Source organism: Pseudomonas sp. 3HC3, assembly GCF_044904505.1.
GTDB lineage: Bacteria > Pseudomonadota > Gammaproteobacteria > Pseudomonadales > Pseudomonadaceae > Aquipseudomonas > Aquipseudomonas putida_Y.
In genome coordinates, this window is the sequence record NZ_JADDRH010000024.1 from 17,713 (window position 1) to 36,915 (window position 19,203).

16 protein-coding genes and 2 riboswitches are annotated in these 19,203 nt (G+C 63.8%); of the genes, 13 read left to right on the forward strand and 3 right to left on the reverse strand.

Annotated features, from left to right (window positions below):
- Positions 1 to 136: 136 nt before the first annotated feature.
- Positions 137 to 1,042 (forward strand): AraC family transcriptional regulator N-terminal domain-containing protein, encoded by a 906-nt coding sequence (locus INQ47_RS22965; protein WP_404702664.1) that lies wholly within the window; start codon positions 137 to 139, stop codon positions 1,040 to 1,042.
- Positions 1,043 to 1,069: 27 nt separating this feature from the next.
- Here INQ47_RS22965 and thpR read toward each other — a convergent pair whose 3' ends face one another.
- The gene (gene thpR / locus INQ47_RS22970) at positions 1,070 to 1,615 is read right to left on the reverse strand and encodes an RNA 2',3'-cyclic phosphodiesterase (RefSeq protein WP_404702665.1); all 546 of its coding nucleotides are present in this window, start codon (positions 1,613 to 1,615) and stop codon (positions 1,070 to 1,072) included.
- Between the two features lie 158 nt (positions 1,616 to 1,773).
- Between thpR and lpxO the strand changes: the two genes are divergently transcribed.
- The 8 genes from lpxO (at position 1,774) to INQ47_RS23010 (ending at position 10,756) form a co-directional block, all read left to right on the forward strand.
- Positions 1,774 to 2,673 (forward strand): lipid A hydroxylase LpxO, encoded by a 900-nt coding sequence (lpxO, locus tag INQ47_RS22975; RefSeq protein WP_021782806.1) that lies wholly within the window; start codon positions 1,774 to 1,776, stop codon positions 2,671 to 2,673.
- A 119-nt stretch (positions 2,674 to 2,792) separates the two neighbouring features.
- Entirely contained in the window at positions 2,793 to 3,137 is a 345-nt protein-coding gene (locus INQ47_RS22980) for a carboxymuconolactone decarboxylase family protein (protein ID WP_101196548.1), read from the forward strand.
- A gap of 78 nt (positions 3,138 to 3,215) precedes the next feature.
- Positions 3,216 to 3,785, forward strand: coding sequence for a GNAT family N-acetyltransferase (locus INQ47_RS22985; RefSeq protein WP_404702666.1), 570 nt, complete (start codon positions 3,216 to 3,218; stop codon positions 3,783 to 3,785).
- Positions 3,786 to 3,879: 94 nt separating this feature from the next.
- A riboswitch (cobalamin riboswitch) is annotated at positions 3,880 to 4,088 on the forward strand.
- A gap of 108 nt (positions 4,089 to 4,196) precedes the next feature.
- Positions 4,197 to 6,323 carry a TonB-dependent receptor gene (locus INQ47_RS22990; RefSeq protein WP_404702667.1) on the forward strand — a complete coding sequence of 709 codons (2,127 nt, stop codon included), beginning with the start codon at positions 4,197 to 4,199 and terminating at the stop codon, positions 6,321 to 6,323.
- A 117-nt stretch (positions 6,324 to 6,440) separates the two neighbouring features.
- Entirely contained in the window at positions 6,441 to 7,607 is a 1,167-nt protein-coding gene (locus INQ47_RS22995; RefSeq protein WP_404702668.1) for a DUF1624 domain-containing protein, read from the forward strand.
- Positions 7,608 to 7,635: 28 nt separating this feature from the next.
- Positions 7,636 to 7,834: riboswitch (cobalamin riboswitch) on the forward strand.
- A gap of 110 nt (positions 7,835 to 7,944) precedes the next feature.
- On the forward strand, positions 7,945 to 8,955 hold the full coding sequence (locus INQ47_RS23000) for an ABC transporter substrate-binding protein (RefSeq protein ID WP_404702669.1): 1,011 nt from the start codon (positions 7,945 to 7,947) through the stop codon (positions 8,953 to 8,955).
- Positions 8,955 to 9,971, forward strand: a complete 1,017-nt coding sequence (locus tag INQ47_RS23005; protein WP_404702670.1) for a FecCD family ABC transporter permease — start codon at positions 8,955 to 8,957, stop codon at positions 9,969 to 9,971. The genes INQ47_RS23000 and INQ47_RS23005 overlap by 1 nt, the downstream gene beginning before the upstream one ends.
- Positions 9,968 to 10,756: an ABC transporter ATP-binding protein gene (locus INQ47_RS23010; RefSeq protein WP_404702671.1), complete on the forward strand. Its 789-nt coding sequence runs from the start codon at positions 9,968 to 9,970 to the stop codon at positions 10,754 to 10,756. Before INQ47_RS23005 ends, INQ47_RS23010 begins: the two co-directional genes overlap by 4 nt.
- Positions 10,757 to 10,812: 56 nt before the next feature.
- Here INQ47_RS23010 and INQ47_RS23015 read toward each other — a convergent pair whose 3' ends face one another.
- The gene (locus INQ47_RS23015; RefSeq protein WP_404702672.1) at positions 10,813 to 11,310 is read right to left on the reverse strand and encodes a GNAT family N-acetyltransferase; all 498 of its coding nucleotides are present in this window, start codon (positions 11,308 to 11,310) and stop codon (positions 10,813 to 10,815) included.
- Positions 11,311 to 11,443: 133 nt separating this feature from the next.
- Here INQ47_RS23015 and INQ47_RS23020 point away from each other — a divergent pair, with 133 nt between their 5' ends.
- The 4 genes from INQ47_RS23020 to INQ47_RS23035 all read left to right on the forward strand — a co-directional run bounded on the left by INQ47_RS23020 (position 11,444) and on the right by INQ47_RS23035 (position 16,008).
- Positions 11,444 to 11,923 carry a hypothetical protein gene (locus INQ47_RS23020; protein ID WP_404702673.1) on the forward strand — a complete coding sequence of 160 codons (480 nt, stop codon included), beginning with the start codon at positions 11,444 to 11,446 and terminating at the stop codon, positions 11,921 to 11,923.
- 59 nt (positions 11,924 to 11,982) lie between these two features.
- Positions 11,983 to 13,554, forward strand: a complete 1,572-nt coding sequence (locus INQ47_RS23025; protein ID WP_404702674.1) for a diguanylate cyclase — start codon at positions 11,983 to 11,985, stop codon at positions 13,552 to 13,554.
- A 160-nt stretch (positions 13,555 to 13,714) separates the two neighbouring features.
- Positions 13,715 to 14,491 (forward strand): ParA family protein, encoded by a 777-nt coding sequence (locus INQ47_RS23030; RefSeq protein ID WP_392522662.1) that lies wholly within the window; start codon positions 13,715 to 13,717, stop codon positions 14,489 to 14,491.
- 179 nt (positions 14,492 to 14,670) lie between these two features.
- On the forward strand, positions 14,671 to 16,008 hold the full coding sequence (locus INQ47_RS23035) for an MFS transporter (protein ID WP_392488661.1): 1,338 nt from the start codon (positions 14,671 to 14,673) through the stop codon (positions 16,006 to 16,008).
- Between the two features lie 32 nt (positions 16,009 to 16,040).
- On the opposite strand, the gene INQ47_RS23040 is transcribed toward INQ47_RS23035, so the two are convergent.
- The gene (locus tag INQ47_RS23040; protein WP_404702675.1) at positions 16,041 to 19,187 is read right to left on the reverse strand and encodes an efflux RND transporter permease subunit; all 3,147 of its coding nucleotides are present in this window, start codon (positions 19,185 to 19,187) and stop codon (positions 16,041 to 16,043) included.
- Positions 19,188 to 19,203 lie beyond the last annotated feature (16 nt).

Genomic DNA, 19,203 nt, shown 5'->3' on the forward strand with positions numbered 1-19,203 from the left:
CGCGCCGTTTGCCGCCTCGCCCACGGCTGATTCTCCGGCATGCATGCCTGATTCTACGAAGATGCCAACCCGTAGCTGGCGCCACGCCCTCAATCTGCGATGATCAAGGTGTCTGATTCTCTGCCCTTGGTCCACCATGCAACTGACCCGTCACGTCGATGCCAATGCGCCGCTTTGCGCACTGATCCGCAGCCTCGCAACGCGCCCAGGCTTTGTGCCCACGCACCTGCCCCAGGTGCAGGTGCTGAGCTGGGACCACTATGTGGCCAGCAGCCCGCAGATCTACGAACCCAGCCTCATGATCCTGGCCCAGGGCAGCAAACTGGCGCGCCTGGGGCCGCGTACGCTGGAGTACGGTGCAGGGCATTACCTGGTGCAGGCGTTGTCGGTGCCGTTCATGTGTGAAACCTTTGCCACCCGCGAGGCGCCGTTGTTGGGTGTGGCGGTGGGCATCGACCGTGGCGTGCTGGGCGAGTTGGTGCAGAGCATGGGCCTGGCACCGGACGCTGAAGTGCAGGCGCAAACCCCGCAGTCAATGACATCGGCGGCACTCGATGCGCCCATGCGCGAAAGCGTGGAACGGCTGCTGCGCTGCCTGCACGACCCGCTGGACGCCAAAGTGCTGGGACCGGGGCGTGTCCGCGAAGTGCTGTACACCGCCCTGCGCGGCCCGCAGGCCGGTGTGCTGCGGGCACTGGTGGAGCAACAGGGGCACTTCGCCCGCATCGGCGCCGCCCTCGCCCACCTGCGCGAGCACTACAGCGAGCCGCTGAGCGTGGAGGCACTGGCTACGCGCGCCAACATGAGCGTTTCCACCTTCCACGAACATTTCAAGCGCTGCACCGACATGGCGCCGATGCAGTACCTGAAGCGCTTGCGGCTACTCAAGGCGCAGCAGATGCTGATTGGCGAAGGCCTGGGCGTGGCACAGGCTGCGCACAGGGTGGGCTATCAGAGCACCTCGCAGTTCAGTCGCGAGTACAAGCGCCAGTTCGAACGTAGCCCGGGGGATGAACTGCCTTACCAGAGCCTGCCAGTGTGATCGCCTGATCTGAACGGCCCCTGCACGTCAGTCCGCCAGCGGCCACTGCGCCAATGGCCAATAAGCCCCCTTGCGCGACTCGTAAAGCGTGAAGTGTCGTGCGGTGAGGTAAAACTCCGGTGAGCTGCTGGCCTCGGGCGGCTGCCCGCGGTAATCCCTGGACAGCGTCAGGTGCGGTCGATACTCCCGCTTGGCCGCTTCCACCCCCAACGGCAGCAGCGCCTGCTGCAAACCGTACACCAGTTGCAACAGGGGCGGCGGTACCTGCTGCGCCTCCAGCACCAGGGCGCTGGCCCGCTGCCACACCTGCAAACGGTCGAGCAACAGCCGCGGCGCCGAGGCTGGCAGCGCCAGTTGGTCGACCGCCGCGCAAATTGCAGGCACCTGCGCGGTGTCCACCTCACCGAGGAACAGCAGCGTGACGTGGAAGTTGGCTGCCGGCACCGGTTTGCCGCTGCGCAGGTTCAGCCCTCGCCGCCACTGGGCCAGGTCACGGCGCTGGGCGTCGCTGACCGGCAAGGCAAAGAACAGCCGCTTGAACGGGCTACCACTGGGGCGTATATCCTGAACCATACCAACTCCCTGACATGAAACGTTTGCGCAAGACTGTAGGGTATTACACCAATGTCGCCCCACAGTTTCGTAACAATCAGTACAAACTACCCCCATGATTGTTTATGCTGGCGGGCTCATGCCATGGCGCATGGCCATTCTTCGACCAGTAAACGTCCATGAAAATTGCACTCGTACTCATCTTCGTCCTCTCGATCGCCTATGTTCACCTGCGCGGTCGGGTTCGCCACAAGCTGACTCGCCAGCTGGGCGACCACTCCAGCTTCCTGGCCCCGATCAACAGCTTCCTGTACCTGTTCTCCAAACACCCGGCCAAGCCTTACCTGCCGGTCGAGGCCTTTCCAGAACTGAAACCGCTGCAGGACCACTGGCAGGAGATCCGCGAGGAAGGCCGCCAGTTGCTGCACGTGGGTGAAATCAAGAAGTCCGACAATTACGATGACGTCGGTTTCAACTCCTTCTTCAAGACCGGCTGGAAGCGCTTTTACCTGAAGTGGTATGGCGAAAGCCACCCGTCGGCAATGGCCCTTTGCCCACGCACGACCGAGCTGCTGCAAGGCATCGGCACGGTCAAGGCGGCCATGTTCGCCACTCTGCCACCCGGTGCCAAGCTGGTGCGCCACCGTGACCCGTATGCCGGCTCGTACCGCTACCACCTGGGCCTGGACACACCGAATGACGACGGCTGCTACATCGACGTGGACGGCGAGAAATACGCATGGCGCGATGGTGAGGGGGTCATCTTCGACGAAACCTACATCCACTATGCGGCCAACACCACCGAGCACAACCGCATCATCCTGTTCTGCGACGTCGAACGCCCGCTCAAGTACCGCTGGGCAACTGCGTTCAACCGCTGGTTCAGCCGCAACGTGATGGCCGCTGCCGCTGCGCCCAACGACGCCAGCGACAAGACCGGTGGCATCAACCGCCTGTTCACCCGCATCTACAAGATCCGCGAGCGTGGCAAGGCGCTGAAAAAGCGCAACCGCATGCGCTACTACCTGGAAAAATGGGCAGTGGTCGCGGCGTTGGTGCTGGTGTTCATCTACATCTGAAGGCTCAACGCAGGCCACTGTACGAGTGACCTGCGTTTACCAACCAAAGTACCGCCTCGCACGTGCCACGCTTCGACTAGCCTGAAAGCTCCACTCGCAACCACCCCAAGGTGAAGACGATGAGCATGATGGACTGGGACGCCTACCGTAAGCAGTTGATGGCCGGCATCGGCGATCTCAAGCAACTCTCACCCGACACCGTAGCCGGCTACATGACCGCCAGCGGTGCAGGCGCCAAAACCAACCACCTGGATGCCAAGACCCGCGAGCTGATCTCCTTGGCCGTGGCTGTGACCACCCGCTGCGACGGCTGTATCGCCGTGCATTCGCAGCAAGCCGTCAAAGAGGGTGCCAGCCGCGAGGAAATTGCCGAGGCCCTCGGCGTGGCCGTGGCCATGAACGCCGGTGCCGCGCTGGTGTACTCGGCCCGCGCAATGGACGCGGTGGGCAAGGCCAACGGTTGAGCACAAACGGCGTCGTCGCCCTTGCGCGACGGCGCCGCGCCACCCAGACTGGGCGGCTCACCCCGCGCAGGAACCCGCATGATCCACATTCGCCCCATGATGCCGGACGATTTTGATCGTTTCTGGCCTACCCTCCAGGCCATTGTCCAAGCCCGTGAAACCTACGCTTTCGACCCGGCCCTGAGCTTCGCGCAGGCCCGCCAGCTGTGGCTGGAGTTGCCCTTGCACACGCTGCTGGCCGAAGAAGATGGCGAGCTACTGGGTTCGTATTACCTCAAGGCCAATGCTGCCGGGCCTGGTGCGCATGTGGGCAATTGCGGCTACATGGTCTGCGCACAGGCACGCGGCCGGGGCGTGGCGCGCTTGATGTGCGAGCACTCGCAAAAGCTGGCGCGCCAGGAAGGCTTTCTGGCATTGCAGTTCAACTCGGTGGTAGCCAGCAACGAAGTGGCCGTGGCGCTATGGCACAAGCTGGGTTTTGAAACAGTCGGCCGTTTGCCCAAGGCCTACCGTCATGCCCGCCTGGGGCTGGTGGACTGCCTGGTGATGTACAAGTGGCTGGCGGATGAGCCGGTGGTGGAGAAGCCGCCGCTGCTGATCGGGCGCAAGAACATCGAGGCACGGGTATCGCGACGCCGCGGGCGCTAGCCTGTACAGGCAAGCCTGCCTTCAAACTCAAAACCTGATTTTTTCGCGACATTCACAGCACACCCACATTTGACGCCCCAGCATTTCAGTGGTCAGATGCGCGCCAGTTTCAGGTGCCCTGCGCCGCCGCGCGCAGGGTGAAACGGGAAACCGGTGCGTCGTGTTGCCCACGACAAGTCCGGTGCTGCCCCCGCAACGGTAAGCGAGCGAACCCTTCGAGATACCACTGTGCTCAGGCATGGGAAGGTGAAGGTTTCATGCCCCTCGCAAGCCCGGAGACCGGCCTGGAGCTTCACTTGGCAACCCGCGGTGGGCGGGCGCAGGCCGGAATCCGTGCGCGCGCCTGCCTGCATGGTTCGCCTTTGCGTGTTTTCCACCGGGATCCATTCATTCCTGCAGCAGTGGAACGACATGTCCCGTATGTTCAAGCTTCACCCTCTGGCGGCCTGCCTGGCCGTCACCCTGCCGGCGCTGGCTGATGACCGCGACCCGCAGCCTCTGGCCCTGCCTTCCACGGCCATCACCGACACCCTCGACAGCCGCACCATCGACCTGGCCACGCCGACCCAGGCCGGCTCGCGCCTTGGCCTCAGTGCCCTGGAGACGCCGGCCAGCACCAGCAGTATCAGCGAACGGCAGATTCAGCAGCGCAACAACATCACAGTGCAGGATGCAGTGACCCGCTCGCCGGGCATTACCTTCGTCGGCTCACCGGGGGACGGCGGTACAGGCCTGTCTGCCCGCGGCTTTGCCGGCCACAGTTCGGTGATGACCCTGTTCGACGGCGCGCGCCTGTACACCGGTGCCGGCACCCAGACCTTCCCGGTCGACCCGTGGATGGTCGAACGCATCGAGGTGATTCGCGGCCCGGCCTCGGTACTGCATGGCGAAGGCGCCACCGGCGCGGTGATCAACGTGATCCCGAAAAAACCTTTTGCCGGCGAAGTGCGCAACCACCTGCGCCTGGGTTACGGCTCGTGGGACCGCCAGCAGATCGGCCTGGACAGCGGCGGCAGCCTCAGCGAGCGCCTGAGCTACCGCCTGACGCTGAACCAACAGACCGGCAATGGCTGGGTCGACCGCACCGCTTCACGTAGCCTGGCCATGAGCGCCGCGCTGCGTTTCGATGCCAGTGATGACCTCAGCTTCACGCTGGCCCATGACCGCGGCGATGCACAACCTGCCAACTACTATGGCACCCCGCTGATCGACGGCCACTACCGCAGCAGCCTGCGCAAAAAGAACTACAACGTACAGAACGACGTGCAGCAGTACGTTGATGAATGGACCCGGCTGACAACCGACTGGGCGCTGAACGACCAGATCAGCGCCAGCAACCAGCTGTACTACATCAAAAGCCGCCGCCACTGGCGCAACGCCGAGGACTACAGCTGGGACGCAGAGCGTCAGCAACTGCTGCGCGGCAGCTACCTGGAGATCAAGCACAACCAGGAGCAGTTCGGCGACCGCCAGACCTTCACCTTCGACCACACCCTCTTCGGCCTGGCCAGCAAGACTGTGCTCGGTGCCGAGTACAACAAGGTGCGCTTCAACGTCGACAGCAATTCACCCTACAACGATATCGGCGGCGACTACGTCGACCCGTGGCAGCCACAGCCCGGCGGGTTCCATAGCGCCTCGCCGTTGCGGCCGCAAACGCTCTCGACCACCCATACCTTTGCCCTGTTTGCCGAAAACCGCCTGCAATTGAGCGATCGCCTGTCGCTGGTTACCGGCGTGCGTCGCGACCAGAACCACATCGACCGCAACAACTTGACCAACGACAGCCGCAGCGATCGTAGCCTGCAAGGTGGCAACTGGCGCGTGGGGCTGGTGTATGCACTCAACGACGACCTGTCGTTGTACGGCCAGTACTCAACCAGCGAGGACGGGGTCAACAACCTCATCAGCCTCAGCCCCGCGCAGATGCACTATGACCTGACCGAGGCGAAGCAGACCGAGGCCGGCATCAAGCAGCGCTTTTGGGAGGGGCGTGGCGAATGGACGCTTGCCGCCTACCACATCGTCAAGAAAAAGCTGCTGGTCGACGACCCGATCACGCACGAGAAGCAACAAGCCGGGCAGCAGACCTCCGATGGCCTGGAAGCGACGCTGGAGCTGGCCCTGGCCCATCAGTGGCAGGTGTCGGCCAACGCATCGCTGGTACGCGCCAAGTACGACGACTTCGACGAAATGGTCGGCGGCCTGCCACAGGACCGCGCAGGCAACCGGCCGGCCAACGTGCCACGGCGTACCGCCAACCTTTGGTTGAGCAAAGGCTTCGGCCAGCAGGTAGAGGCCGGCTTGGGGGCGCGTTATGTGGATGAGCGTTATGCCGATACCGCCAATAACCACAACGCCCCCGGCTACACCGTGGTCGATGCCAACATCGCCTGGCAGGTGTTGCCGGACGTGAAGCTGGGGGTGCAGTTGAACAACCTGTTCGATCGCGAGTATGTGCAGTCGGCGTTCAGCGGGCAGCAGTGGTTGATGGGGATGCCGCGGTCGTACTTCGCGACGGTGGATTACAGCTTCTGATCTGGGTGGCTTGTGCCGCGAAGAGCCCGGCACAGGCCACACAAAAACCTCTATTCCCTTTCATCGCCTTGTTATACGATAACGTTTCACATGAAATCCATTCCTATTAGACAGCCCATGACAAGTGCCAGCGCCACGCCCACGCTGATCACCCAGCGCCTGCAGAGCATCGATGCCCTGCGCGGCCTGGTGATCCTGTTCATGCTCCTGGACCACGTCCGCGAGACTTTCTTCCTGCACCACCAGGTCAGCGACCCCATGGCCATCGACACCACGGAACCGGCGCTTTTCTTCAGCCGCACCCTCGCCCACTTGTGTGCGCCGGTGTTCGTCCTGCTGACCGGCCTGTCGGCCTGGCTGTATGGCGAGAAGTATCAGGGCCGTGGCGACGTCTCGGCGTTCCTGTTCAAACGCGGGCTGTTCCTGGTGGTGCTGGAGTTCACCCTGGTCAACTTCGCCTGGACCTTCCAGCTGCCCCCCAGCGTGATCTACCTGCAAGTGATCTGGGCCATCGGCGTCAGCATGATCGCCCTGTCGCTGCTGGTGTGGCTGCCACGCGCCGCGCTGCTCGCCCTGGGCGCCATCATCGTCGCCGGCCACAACCTGCTCGATGGGGTGCACTTTGGCGCAGAGTCAGCCCTGCATGTGCCGTGGGCAATCCTGCATGATCGTGGCTGGCTGGCGTTTTCCGAGACCCTGCACCTGCGCACGTCTTACCCGGTGCTGCCGTGGATCGGCGTCATCGCCCTGGGTTACGGCCTGGGGCCCTGGTTCGCCCGTGGCAGCGATGCCGGACAACGCCAGCAACACTTGCTGGTAGCCGGTTTGCTCGCGCTGCTTGGCTTTGCCCTGCTGCGCATGTTCAACGGTTACGGTGAGGCGCCGTGGAGCGGTTATCCAACCTTCACGCAAACCTTGATGAGCTTCTTCAACATCACCAAATACCCACCGTCGCTTCTGTTCCTGGCCCTGACCCTGGGCTGTGGCCTGCTGCTGTTACGCGCGTTCGAGCGGGCCGGCCAGGCGCGCTGGATCACGGCACTAGCGGTGTTCGGTGCGGCACCAATGTTCTTCTACCTGCTGCACCTGTATGTGCTGAAACTGCTATACCTGGCCAGCGTGGCGCTATTGGGGCTCAACCATGGCAACTACTTCGGTTTCGACAGTATTGCAACGGTGTGGCTGGGCGCGGTGCTGCTGGCGGTTTCGCTGTACCTGCCGGTGCGCGGGTTCGCCCGGCTGAAGCAGCGCCGCCGCGACATCAGCTGGCTGAAGTACTTCTGAAAAGCGTTTTCACCCGGCGCCGCGATGGTCTACCATGCGGGCCGCCGGTTTCCACCAAGGAACTAACAGGGAATCCCAGGCCCGCGAATACGGGCCAAACGGAACTGCCCCCGCAACTGTAGGTGCCGAGCCTGCTCCACCCATGCCACTGGGCCTACCGCCCGGGAAGGCCGGAGCCAGGCCATGACGCACCAGTCAGGAGACCTGCCGGCCTGCATTCACCAACCGGCGGGGTGTCCGGGATTGGCCGTCAGTGTTGCCCCAGCCACCCGCTGGGGCTCGGCGATGCCTGTCCGTGCGTTCCTCACCAGAACTGTCCGATAGGAGATCGCCCAGCATGCTGCCCCGTTTCGCCACCCTGCTCGCGGGCCTAGGCCTCACTGGCCTGGCCCAGGCCGCTGCCACCCACTACCCGCTGACGGTCGACAACTGCGGCAAGCCGCAGACTTTTACCCAGGCACCGCAGCGCGCCGTCACCATCGGCCAGGCCGGTACCGAGCTGCTCTATGCCTTGGGGCTGGGTGACAAGCTGGCGGGCACCTCGCTGTGGTTCAACAACGTATTGCCGGAATACCAGGCGATGAACGCCAAGGTGCCGCGCCTGGCCGACAACGAACCCAGCTTCGAGGCGGTGGTCGGCAAGCGACCACAGCTGGTCGCGGTGCAGTTCGAATGGATGGTCGGTGCCCAGGGCTCGGTCGCCACCCGCGAGCAGTTCGATGAGCTGAAGATCCCCACCTACGTGCTGCCATCGGACTGCGAGGGCAAGGACAACCTGGTCGGTGCAGACGGCACCCGCCTGCAAGCGTTCCAGGTAGACAGCATCTACAAGAGCGTCAGCCAACTGGCCGAGATCTTCGACGTTCAGGACCGCGGTGCGGCCCTGAACGCCGAGTTGCAAGGGCATCTGGACAGCGCCAGGGCGCGGCTGGCCGGCAAGGACTTGTCGGCAACTACGGCGCTGTTCTGGTTCTCCAGCGCCGACCTTCACATCGACCCCTATGTGGCCGGCCGCCAGGGTGTCGCCGACTTCATGCTGCGCACCCTCGGTGTGCGCAACGTGGTCGAGTCCAGCGAAGAATGGCCAAGCGTAGGCTGGGAAACCCTGGCCAAGGCCAATCCGACCTGGCTGATCATCGCGCGAATGGACCGCCGCCGTTTTCCCGCCGACGACTACCAGAAAAAGCTCGAATTCCTGCGCAGTGATCCGGTAACCCGCAACATGGACGCAGTGAAGCACGACCGCATCATTATCCTTGACGCCGACGCCATGCAGGCCGGTATCCGCCTGTTCCGCGGCGTGCAGACGCTCTCCACGGCCTTCGCCAGCGGTAAAGCAGCCCCGTGATGATCCGCCTGTTACCCTGCATCGCCGTTGCCCTGGCCGCCCTGTTGGCTGCCCTGCTGGCCGGCACCGCCATCGGCGAAACCACCCTGTCGCCCAGCGTGGTCGGCCAGGTGCTGGCCAACCACCTGTGGCAAGCCGACTTCCCGGTGGACCCGATCGACGCCGGCATCGTCTGGAACTACCGCCTGACCCGCACCCTGGTCGCAGCCGCTTGTGGCGCCGGGCTGGCCACCTGCGGTGTCATCCTGCAGGCGATGTTGCGCAACCCACTGGCCGAGCCCTACTTGCTGGGGCTGTCTGCCGGTGCCTCGACCGGCGCGGTACTCGTCGGCCTGCTGGGCCTGGGTAGCCTGGCGTTAAGCATGTCCGCAGGGGCTTTCATCGGTGCCGTGGCCGCATTCGCCCTGGTGCTGGTGCTGGCTCGCGCGGCCGGCCCCAGCAGCAACAATGCCCAAGTCATCCTTGCCGGTATCGCCGGCTCGCAACTGTTCAATGCACTGACCGCCTTCCTGATCACCAAGTCGGCCACCGCCGAGCAGGCGCGCGGTATCCTGTTCTGGCTGCTGGGCAACCTGAGCGGCGTGCGCTGGCCTTCGGTGTGGCTGGCTGTGCCGGTGGCGATTTTCGGTTTGCTGGTGTGCCTGTGGCACCGCCGTGCGCTGGATGCCTTCACCTTCGGTACCGATTCGGCCGCCTCGCTGGGCATCCCGGTGCGGCGCACCCAGTTGCTGCTGATCAGTTGTGCAGCGCTGGTGACGGCGGTGATGGTGTCCATTGTCGGCGCCATCGGTTTTGTCGGGCTGGTTATACCCCATGCCCTGCGCCTTCTGCTCGGCCCCGGGCACAGCCGTCTGTTGCCCGCCAGCGCACTGGGCGGTGCGCTGTTCCTGATTGCGGCAGACATTCTTTCACGCACGTTGATCACCGGCCAGGTGATCCCGGTGGGCGTGGTTACGGCGCTGATCGGTGCCCCCGTATTCGCGCTCATTCTGGTCAGCCGGCGGGGCCGCCCATGACCGCCATGACAACTGTTCGCATCCCCCCGCTGGCCTGCCATGGGCTGGGGCTGCAACTGGCCGGCAATACCGTGCTCAGCGATATCGACCTCAGCGTTGTCGCCGGTGAAACCCTGGGCATTGTCGGCCCTAACGGCTCGGGTAAATCCTCGCTACTGAAGTTGCTGGCAGGGCTGCGCAAACCCGCCTGCGGCAGCGTGCAACTCATGGGTGAGCCACTGGCACAGATGCCCCGCCGCCGTGTTGCCCAGACGCTGGCGCTGGTCGAGCAACAGGCCGACACCCTCGATGCGATCAGCGTGTTCGACGCGGTTGCCTTGGGCCGCACACCCTGGCTCTCGGCCCTGGCACCGTTCTCCCGGCAGGACCGCGCCATCGTCGAGCAAGCCCTGGCCGACCTCGATGCCCTGCACCTGCGCACGCGCCTGTGGGGGTCGCTGTCCGGTGGCGAGCGCCAGCGTGTACACATCGCCCGCGCGCTGGCCCAACGGCCGCAGGTGCTGCTGCTGGACGAGCCGACCAACCACCTGGACATCCAGCATCAGCTAAGCCTGCTGCAACAAGTGCAGGCGCTGCCGGTAACCACCTTGGTGGCGCTGCATGACCTCAACCAGGCGCTGACCTGCGACCGTGTCGCGGTTCTCGACAAGGGCCGTCTGGTCGCCCTCGGCCAACCCTTCGAGGTGCTAACCCCCAAGCGCCTGCTGAGCACCTTCGGTGTCCACGCCCACTACCTCACCGATCCATTCGACGGCGCGCGCATCCTGCGCTTTCGCGCCCCCTGATCCCGGTAGCCCTGCCCATGCTGTTGCGTCATCGCCAACAGGCGCGTTCCCACAGGTCAGCGTAATCGCAACTGCATGTGCGTGGTCTGCCACACCGGGTCTTGCTCCACATCCACCAGCGTGAACCCTTGCCGCTCCCAGAACGCAATGGCGCCCGGCAGAAACGGATGAGTATGCAAGTAAAGGCAGTCGACGCCCGCTTGCATCGCCCGTTCGCGCAAGGCACCAAACAAGGCAGCCGCCAGGCCATGCCTGCGGTAGGCCGGCAACACGAACAGCCGCACCACCTCGACTACCCGCTCTGCGCGGTAATCAAGCTGGGCAAAGCGATGGTCATAGGGCAAGTAACCTATCACCGCAACCAGCCGCCCACCCTCACGGGCTTCCAGAAAGCAGCCTGCGCCGTCCAGGTAAGTGTCGGCGAAATGCGCCAGGTCACGCGGCAAGGGTGCGTTGGCGAGCATCGGAAAAAGCGTGCGGCGAGCGCTGTCGACAAACGCCAGCACTTCGGCAATGGCGTCACGCGCCACGGGTTGCAAGGTCCAGTTCGGCATCGGGCGGTTGCCAGTGTGATCGGGAGCCCACGGTTCTACCGCAGCCTGCCGCTCAAGGCAAATCACAGGGCTCGTCGCGGCAAGGCGGACACCGGTATAATCGGCAGTCTTCACTGCCCGACCAGGCCACACCATGCCTCGCCTCCCGAAGTTGCTGTTCCCCCTGTTGCTGGCTGCTGCACTCACCGCCTGCGACCAGAAACCCTCCCGTGAAGAACAGATCCTCGCCCAGCTGCCGCTGCAGGACGCCTACACGCACAACATCGAGCGCATGTCCGCGCTGCTGGGCCGCACTCACCCGCAGCTGTCGCAAGCGACCATCCAGGACGTACTGCGCAAGCACCTCACCGTCGAGGACCAGCGCCGGGACCTGTTCCGCCTGTACAGCGAAAAGAACTTCAGCGACGCCGAATTCGCCACCATCGTCGCCGCCACTCAGGACCCCGCCAAAGCGCGCGCCCTGGAAGACACCGAAGGCGGCAAACGCTTGAGCGAAAAACTCACTGCGCTGATGCGCGAAACCGCCCGGGATGTGAACGTGCAGGCCTTGGTCGAGCAGCGTATGCAACAGGTGGAAGATGAGCTTGATGCGCTGGACAAGGCAGGCTCTTGAGCGCCACCCGCTAAGGTAACTCCCGTTCAGCCGCCCTTTACGATCACCCGAGGTCAGGATTGCCACACACCAAGCACGGATTGCGCCTGGATCTACGTACACTCATTCTGGTGCTCTGCGCCCTGACCGCAGTGGTCATGCTGTGCGCCAGCTATTTCGCCAGCTATCGGGTGCAGCGCCAGCTACTGATCGACAATGCCCTGGAAGCCAACCGGGTGTATGCGAGAAAGCTGGCCAGCATTACCGACACCTTCATTGGCAACGCCTTGCAGCAACTGATGTTCAGCGCCGGCGTACAAAGCCGGCAGCTGAGCGACACCGCAGCGCTGCAGGTGGAAACCGACCGCATACTGGGCCAGAGCATGGCCTTCAACTCCACCTTCGTGATCGATGCCAACGGTGTACTGCTGGCGGTATCCCCCGCCCCGCTACGCCACCTGCTTGGCACCCACGTGCAGTCGCCCGGTGCTCAGGAAGCCCTGCACGAACGCCGTCCACTGGTTTCCACACCCTACCTGTCGGCGGCCGACAACCTGATGGTGGTGCTGTCGCAACCCATTTTCGACGACAACGGCCGCTACCTGGGGTATGTGGGTGGCAGCCTGTACCTGCGTGAACACAACATCCTCAACAGCCTGCTGGGTGAGCATTTCTACAAGGACGGTTCGTACCTGTATGTGGTCGACCGCAAACGACGCCTGCTGTACCACCCCAATAGCGAACGGGTAGGCACGGTGGTGGAGGGCAATGCGCTGGTCGACCAGCTGGGAACACTGGACAGCGGTACCCGGCAGCTGACCAATAGCCTGGGCGTGGAAATGCTCGCCGGCTTCGCCACTGTACCCAGCGCCGGCTGGGGCGTGGTAGCGCAGCAGCCATTGGCGCAGACGGTGACGCCGCTGAACCATCTGGTGCTGAACGTGGTCGCCAGTTCGGCGCCCTTGGCGCTGGTTGGCAGCCTGCTGCTGTGGTGGCTGGCCCGTACCATCGCCCGGCCGCTGTGGAAACTGGCCGCGAGTGCCCGCACGATGGACCGCGCCGGTACCGCCGAACATTTGCATCAGGTGCGGGCCTGGTACTTTGAGGCGGCAGAGCTCAAACGCGCGTTACTGTTCGGCCTGAACTTGCTGCAAGAGCGCATCGGCCGGCTCAATCGGGACGCCCAGACCGACCCGCTGACCGGCCTGGGCAACCGCCGCAGCCTGGAATTCAGCCTGTCGTTACTGGAAGCTGAAAACCGGGAGTTTGCAGCCATTGCGCTGGATATCGACCATTTCAAGCGGGTAAATGACAGCCATGGACACGAAGTGGGCGACCAGGTGCTGCGCCACCTGGCGGAGCTCATGCGCCGTTGTTGCCGCGAGGGCGACCTGTTGTGTCGCACCGGCGGCGAGGAGTTCCTGATATTGCTGCCTGGGGCCCCCCTGAACGTGGCGGCCGCGGTGGCTGAACGGTTGCGTGTGACCGTACAGGATATGCCGGTGGAACCGGTGGGGGCAGTGACAATTTCGCTGGGGGTGACGCACTGGGATGGGGAGACGCACGGCGAGCCCATGAACGCACTGGGCGAGGCTGACCGGGCGCTTTACCAGGCCAAGCAAGAGGGGCGCAACCGGGTCGCTTTTGCCTGAACGCCTTGTGTTGTAACCATGGCGGCGGGCTTGCCCGTGAAAATGCCGATACAGGCAATGATGAATCGCTGCCCTGTAACAATTCCTGTCATAAAACTGCAGCGTTTCAGTCATAGGATTGACCCCGACCTGACATTTTCACTTCATGGATGAGCGTCTCATGCGTCGTGTGGTTTTCAATCAGAAAGGTGGCGTTGGCAAATCCAGCATTGCCTGCAACCTCGCCGCAGCCAGTGCCGCCGAGGGCTACCGAACCTTGCTGGTCGACCTCGACCCACAGGCCAATGCCACCTTCTACCTGACCGGGCTGGCCAACGACACCATTCCTGCCGGCATCGCCGACTTCTTCCGCCAGACCTTGTCGCCGGTTACTGCCGCCGGCAAGAAGCACCGCGTGGCAATCACCGAAACCCGCTACAGCAACCTGCACCTGGTCACCGCCAGCCCTGACCTCAGCGACCTGCAAAGCAAGCTGGAGAGCAAGTTCAAGATCAACAAGCTGCGCAAGTTGCTGGTGACGCTGGGCGAGGACTATGAGCGGATCTACATCGACACCCCGCCCGCGCTGAACTTCTATACCTTCAGCGCGCTGGTGGCGGCCGAGCGTCTGTTGATTCCGTTCGACTGCGACAGTTTCTCGCGCCAGGCCCTGCACAGTGTCATGGCCGAAGTCGAAGAACTGCGCCAGGACCACAACCCCGCGCTGCAGGTGGAAGGTGTGGTGGTCAATCAGTTCGCCGGCCGCACCGCACTGCACCAGACCCTGGTCGATCAACTGCGCAGCGAAGGCCTGCCGGTGCTGCCGGTGTACCTGAGCAGTTCGATCAAGATGCGTGAATCGCACCATGCCTCGGTGCCACTGGTGCATTTGGCGCCACGGCATAAACTGGCCCTGGAATTTGTCGATTTGCTGGATGTGCTTGAGCGTGCGGCCTGACAGGCCTTTGGGTCACTCCGGCTGTAACCTGCTGCACCGGTCGAATCAGGTATACCGAGGTCGCCCTCGACAAAGCGCCTTGCAGCGCCCGGCTATCTACTGGCAAGCACAATAACGATGGCGCGGCCCTACCGCGCCACTTTCATCATGGCTGCCAAAGGAAACCGGAGAGCTCCCGCATGTCCGCACATCATGAGGTATCCCCCGCCACCCTGCGCAGGGTGATTGCCGCCTCGGCCATCGGCAACTTCGTCGAATGGTTCGACTTCGCCGTGTACGGCTTTCTCGCCACGCTGATCGCCAGCCAGTTCTTTGCCAGCGAAGACGCCAGCGTGGCCTTGCTCAAAACCTTCGCGGTGTTCGCCGTGGCCTTCGCCCTGCGCCCCTTGGGCGGCATCGTCTTCGGTGCCTTGGGCGACCGACTGGGTCGCAAGCGCATCCTGTCGCTGACCATCCTGCTGATGGCCGGCTCCACCACGTTGATCGGCCTGCTGCCGACCTACGCCAGCATCGGCCTGGCAGCCCCGGCGCTGCTGACCCTGGCCCGCTGCCTGCAGGGGTTTTCTGCCGGCGGCGAATATGCCGGGGCCTGCGCCTACCTGATGGAGCACGCGCCTGACGACAAGCGCGCCTTTTATGGCAGCTTCGTACCTGTGTCGACCTTTTCCGCCTTTGCCTGCGCAGCGGTAATCGCTTATGGCCTGGAGGCCAGCCTGTCGACCGAGGCAATGAATGCCTGGGGCTGGCGCATTCCGTTCCTGATTGCCGCACCGCTGGGCCTGGTCGGCCTGTACCTGCGCTGGCGCATGGAGGAAACCCCGGCGTTCCGCGAAGCCGTCGCCCAGGGCAAGGAGCACGAGCACTCACCGCTGAAGGAAACCCTGCGCCACCATGGCCGGGTCATTCGCAACCTGGGGGCGTTCATTTCGCTGACCGCGTTGTCGTTCTACATGTTCACCACCTACTTCGCCACCTACCTGCAACTGGTCGGCAACCTGACCCGTGCGCAGTCACTGCTGGTGACCACCGTGGCCCTGCTGTTCGCCGCCGTCGGCTGCCCGCTGGCCGGTGCATTTTCGGACCGGGTGGGGCGGCGCAAGACCATCGGTTTTACCTGCCTGTGGATGATGCTTAGCGTGTTCCCGGCGTACTGGCTGGCCAGCTCTGGCTCGATGTCGGGTGCGTTGCTGGGGGTGATCCTGCTAGCGGTGGGGGCACTGTGCAGTGGCGTGGTTACCGCGGCATTGCTGTCTGAAAGCTTCCCTACCCGTACCCGCTACACCGCTTCGGCGATTACCTACAACGTGGCCTACACGCTATTTGGCGGTACTGCGCCGCTGGTAGCAACCTGGCTCATCGGCCAAACCGGCAGCAGCCTGGCACCGGCGTTCTACCTGGTGGTGATTGCGCTGGTGGCGTTGGTGGGCGGCTTGGCGTTGCCGGAAACTTCGCGGATTTCTTTGCATGAGGACATGAGCATGGACGGTGTGCAGGCCGGGGCCCGAAAGACCGTTTGAAATTTCCGGGGCTGCCTTGCAGCCCCGACTGCTCAGCCTTCCTGCTGCTCTTCCCGCCGATACGCCCACTGATACAACGCCGGCAACACCAGCAACGTCAGCGCTGTAGAGGACAAGATCCCGCCAATCACCACCGTTGCCAGTGGCCGTTGCACCTCCGCACCGGTCCCGGTGGCCAAGGCCATCGGAATGAACCCCAGCGAGGCCACCAGCGCCGTCATCAGTACCGGCCGCAATCGGGTCAGCGCACCCTCCTCGACCGCCGCCCGCAGCGTGCGCCCTTCCTCGCGCAGCCCGCGGATAAAGGCAATCATCACCAGCCCGTTCAGCACTGCCACTCCCGACAATGCAATGAACCCGACCCCGGCAGAAATGGACAGCGGAATATCACGCGCCCACAGCGCCAGCACCCCGCCGGTCAGGGCAAAGGGGATGCCGGTGAACACCAGCAGGCCATCCCTGAGGTTGTTGAACATCATCAGCAACAGCGCCATGACCAGCAGCAAGGCCACCGGCACCACCACCTGCAAGCGCTCGGCCGCCGACTGCAACTGCTCGAACTGGCCTCCCCAACGCGTCCAGTACCCCGGTGGCACCTGCACCTGGTCGATCAGGGCCTGCTCGGCCTCTTGCACAAACGAGCCCAGGTCACGTCCACGCACATTGGCACTGACCACCACCACGCGCTTGCCATCCTCGCGGCTCACCTGATTCGGGCCCAGTTGCAGGTTCAGCGTGGCTACCTGCGACAGCGGGATGAAACCGATTTGCCCGGCCCCCTCAGCAGCACTGGCCGGTACGGGAATCAGCAGGCTGGCCAACCCGTCGACATCGGTACGCAAGGTCTCCGACAGGCGCACGACCATGTCGAAGCGGCGGTCGCCCTCATACAGCGTACCGGCGGTGCGGCCACCCACGGCAATGGCGATGGCATCCTGCACATCACCTACATTCAGGCCATGACGGGCGGCCTTGTCACGGTCGATGTCGATGGTCAGTACCGGCAGGCCCGTGGTCTGCTCCACCTTCACCTCGGACGCGCCTGACACCCCTTGCAGGCTGGTGGCGATCTGCGCGGCAGTGCGGTTGAGCACCTCCATATCGTCACCGAACAGCTTCACCGCCACATCACTGCGCACCCCGGAAATCAGCTCGTTGAAGCGCAACTGAATGGGCTGCGACAGCTCGTAGTTGCTGCCCGGCACACTGGCAGCGGCGCGTTGCACCTGGGCGATCAGTTCATCCCGTGGCTTGCCAGGGTCAACCCATTGTTCGCGTGGGCGCAGCATCACGTAGGCATCGGAAATGTTCGGCGGCATCGGGTCGGAGGCAATCTCGGCAGTACCGGTGCGGGCAAACACCCGCTCCACCTCGGGCACCTGGGCGATGATCGCCTGCTCCAGGCGCTGCTGCATGTCCACCGACTGCGACAGACTGGTGCCCGGCACTCGCAGGGCCTGCAGGGCGAAGTCACCCTCGCTGAGGCTGGGGATGAACTCGCTGCCCATGCGGCTGGCCATCACGCCGGACAGCAGCACCAGGGCAGCGGCAGCAGCAAACGCCAGTTTGCGCCGGACCAGCACCCAGGCCAGCACCGGGGCATAGCGCTGACGTGCCGTACGCATCACCAGGCCTTCCTCCTCCTTGACCTTGCCGGTGACGAACAGGGCAATGGCCGCCGGAACAAACGTGACCGAGAGGATCATCGCACCCAACAGGGCCATGACCACGGTGAAGGCCATGGGGTGGAACATCTTGCCCTCGACCCCGGTCAAGGCAAAGATCGGCAGGTACACCACCATGATGATCAACTGCCCATAGATCAGCGGCCGGCGTGCTTCGCGGGCGGCGGCAAACACCTCATGGAACCGTTCGGTGCGGGTCAGCATGCGACCGTGGCGCTGCTGGGCATGGGCCAGGCGACGGATGGCGTTTTCCACGATCACCACGGCGCCGTCGACGATGATGCCGAAGTCCAGCGCGCCCAGGCTCATCAGGTTGGCACTGACTTTGTTGCTGAACATGCCGGTAAAGGTGAACAGCATCGACAGCGGGATAACCATGGCCGTGATCAGCGCAGCACGGATGTTGCCGAGGAACAGGAACAGCACGGCAATCACCAGGATTGCACCTTCGATCAGGTTCTTCTTCACCGTGGCGATGGCTTTCTCCACCAGGTGGGTGCGGTCGTACACCGTCACTGCCACTACGCCCTTGGGCAGGTTGCGATTGATCTCGACCAGTTTTGCAGCGACCGCCTGCGACACCGTGCGGCTGTTCTCGCCAATCAGCATGAACACCGTGCCCAGCACGACTTCCCGACCGTTTTCGGTGGCTGCCCCCGAGCGCAGCTCTTGGCCAAGGCCAACCTGGGCGACATGGCTGACGCGGATCGGCGTGCCGTCGACGCTGGAAATAACGATGTTGGCAATGTCTTCGGCCGAGGCCACCTGGCCAGGCGCGCGAATCAGCAACTGCTCGCCATTGCGCTCGATATAGCCAGCGCCAGTGTTGGCGTTATTGCGCTCCAGCGCTGCAATCAGGTCGTTGAGGGTGAGCTTGTAGGCCGCCAGGCGCTTGGGCTCTGGTGCAATCAGGTATTGCTTGGCATGGCCACCGATGCTGTTGACCTCGGCCACACCCGGCACATTGCGCAGCTGCGGCTTGATGATCCAGTCCTGAATCACCCGCAGGTCGGTTGGGGTGTAAGGTGTACCGTCGTCCTTGAGCGCCCCCTCCTGGGCTTCCACCGTCCACAGGAAGATTTCCCCCAGGCCGGTGGAGATCGGCCCCATGCTCGCCTCGATGCCCTCAGGCAATTGCTCGCGGGCCACCTGCAGGCGCTCGTTGACCAGTTGGCGGGCGAAGAAGATATCGGTGCCATCATCGAAAATGACCGTGACTTGCGACAGGCCCGAGCGCGACAGCGAGCGGGTCTGCTTGAGCCCTGGCAGGCCGGCCATGGCGGTTTCGATGGCAAAGGTGATGCGCTGCTCGGTCTCCAGCGGCGAATAGCCGGGGGCGGCGGTGTTGATCTGCACCTGGACGTTAGTGATGTCCGGCACAGCATCGATCGGCAGTTTCTGGTAGCTGTGGATACCCACCGCGGCCATCAGGACCACGGCCAGCATCACCACCAGGCGCTGCTCGATGGCAAATTGAATCAGGCGTTCGAACATGCAGGTGTCCCCGTGA

Excerpts from the sequence above, each read along its gene's own strand:
- INQ47_RS23000 (WP_404702669.1), top strand. The coding sequence starts at position 7,945 with ATGCTGCCCCGTTTCGCCACCCTGCTCGCGGGCCTAGGCCTCACTGGC.
- thpR (WP_404702665.1), bottom strand. The coding sequence starts at position 1,615 with ATGGTTCAGGATATACGCCCCAGTGGTAGCCCGTTCAAGCGGCTGTTC.
- lpxO (WP_021782806.1), top strand. The coding sequence starts at position 1,774 with ATGAAAATTGCACTCGTACTCATCTTCGTCCTCTCGATCGCCTATGTT.
- INQ47_RS23020 (WP_404702673.1), top strand. The coding sequence starts at position 11,444 with ATGCCTCGCCTCCCGAAGTTGCTGTTCCCCCTGTTGCTGGCTGCTGCA.
- INQ47_RS22990 (WP_404702667.1), top strand. The coding sequence starts at position 4,197 with ATGTCCCGTATGTTCAAGCTTCACCCTCTGGCGGCCTGCCTGGCCGTC.
- INQ47_RS23005 (WP_404702670.1), top strand. The coding sequence starts at position 8,955 with ATGATCCGCCTGTTACCCTGCATCGCCGTTGCCCTGGCCGCCCTGTTG.
- INQ47_RS23040 (WP_404702675.1), bottom strand. The coding sequence starts at position 19,187 with ATGTTCGAACGCCTGATTCAATTTGCCATCGAGCAGCGCCTGGTGGTG.
- INQ47_RS22980 (WP_101196548.1), top strand. The coding sequence starts at position 2,793 with ATGAGCATGATGGACTGGGACGCCTACCGTAAGCAGTTGATGGCCGGC.
- INQ47_RS23035 (WP_392488661.1), top strand. The coding sequence starts at position 14,671 with ATGTCCGCACATCATGAGGTATCCCCCGCCACCCTGCGCAGGGTGATT.
- INQ47_RS22985 (WP_404702666.1), top strand. The coding sequence starts at position 3,216 with ATGATCCACATTCGCCCCATGATGCCGGACGATTTTGATCGTTTCTGG.
- INQ47_RS23010 (WP_404702671.1), top strand. The coding sequence starts at position 9,968 with ATGACCGCCATGACAACTGTTCGCATCCCCCCGCTGGCCTGCCATGGG.
- INQ47_RS23015 (WP_404702672.1), bottom strand. The coding sequence starts at position 11,310 with ATGCCGAACTGGACCTTGCAACCCGTGGCGCGTGACGCCATTGCCGAA.
- INQ47_RS22995 (WP_404702668.1), top strand. The coding sequence starts at position 6,441 with ATGACAAGTGCCAGCGCCACGCCCACGCTGATCACCCAGCGCCTGCAG.
- INQ47_RS22965 (WP_404702664.1), top strand. The coding sequence starts at position 137 with ATGCAACTGACCCGTCACGTCGATGCCAATGCGCCGCTTTGCGCACTG.
- INQ47_RS23030 (WP_392522662.1), top strand. The coding sequence starts at position 13,715 with ATGCGTCGTGTGGTTTTCAATCAGAAAGGTGGCGTTGGCAAATCCAGC.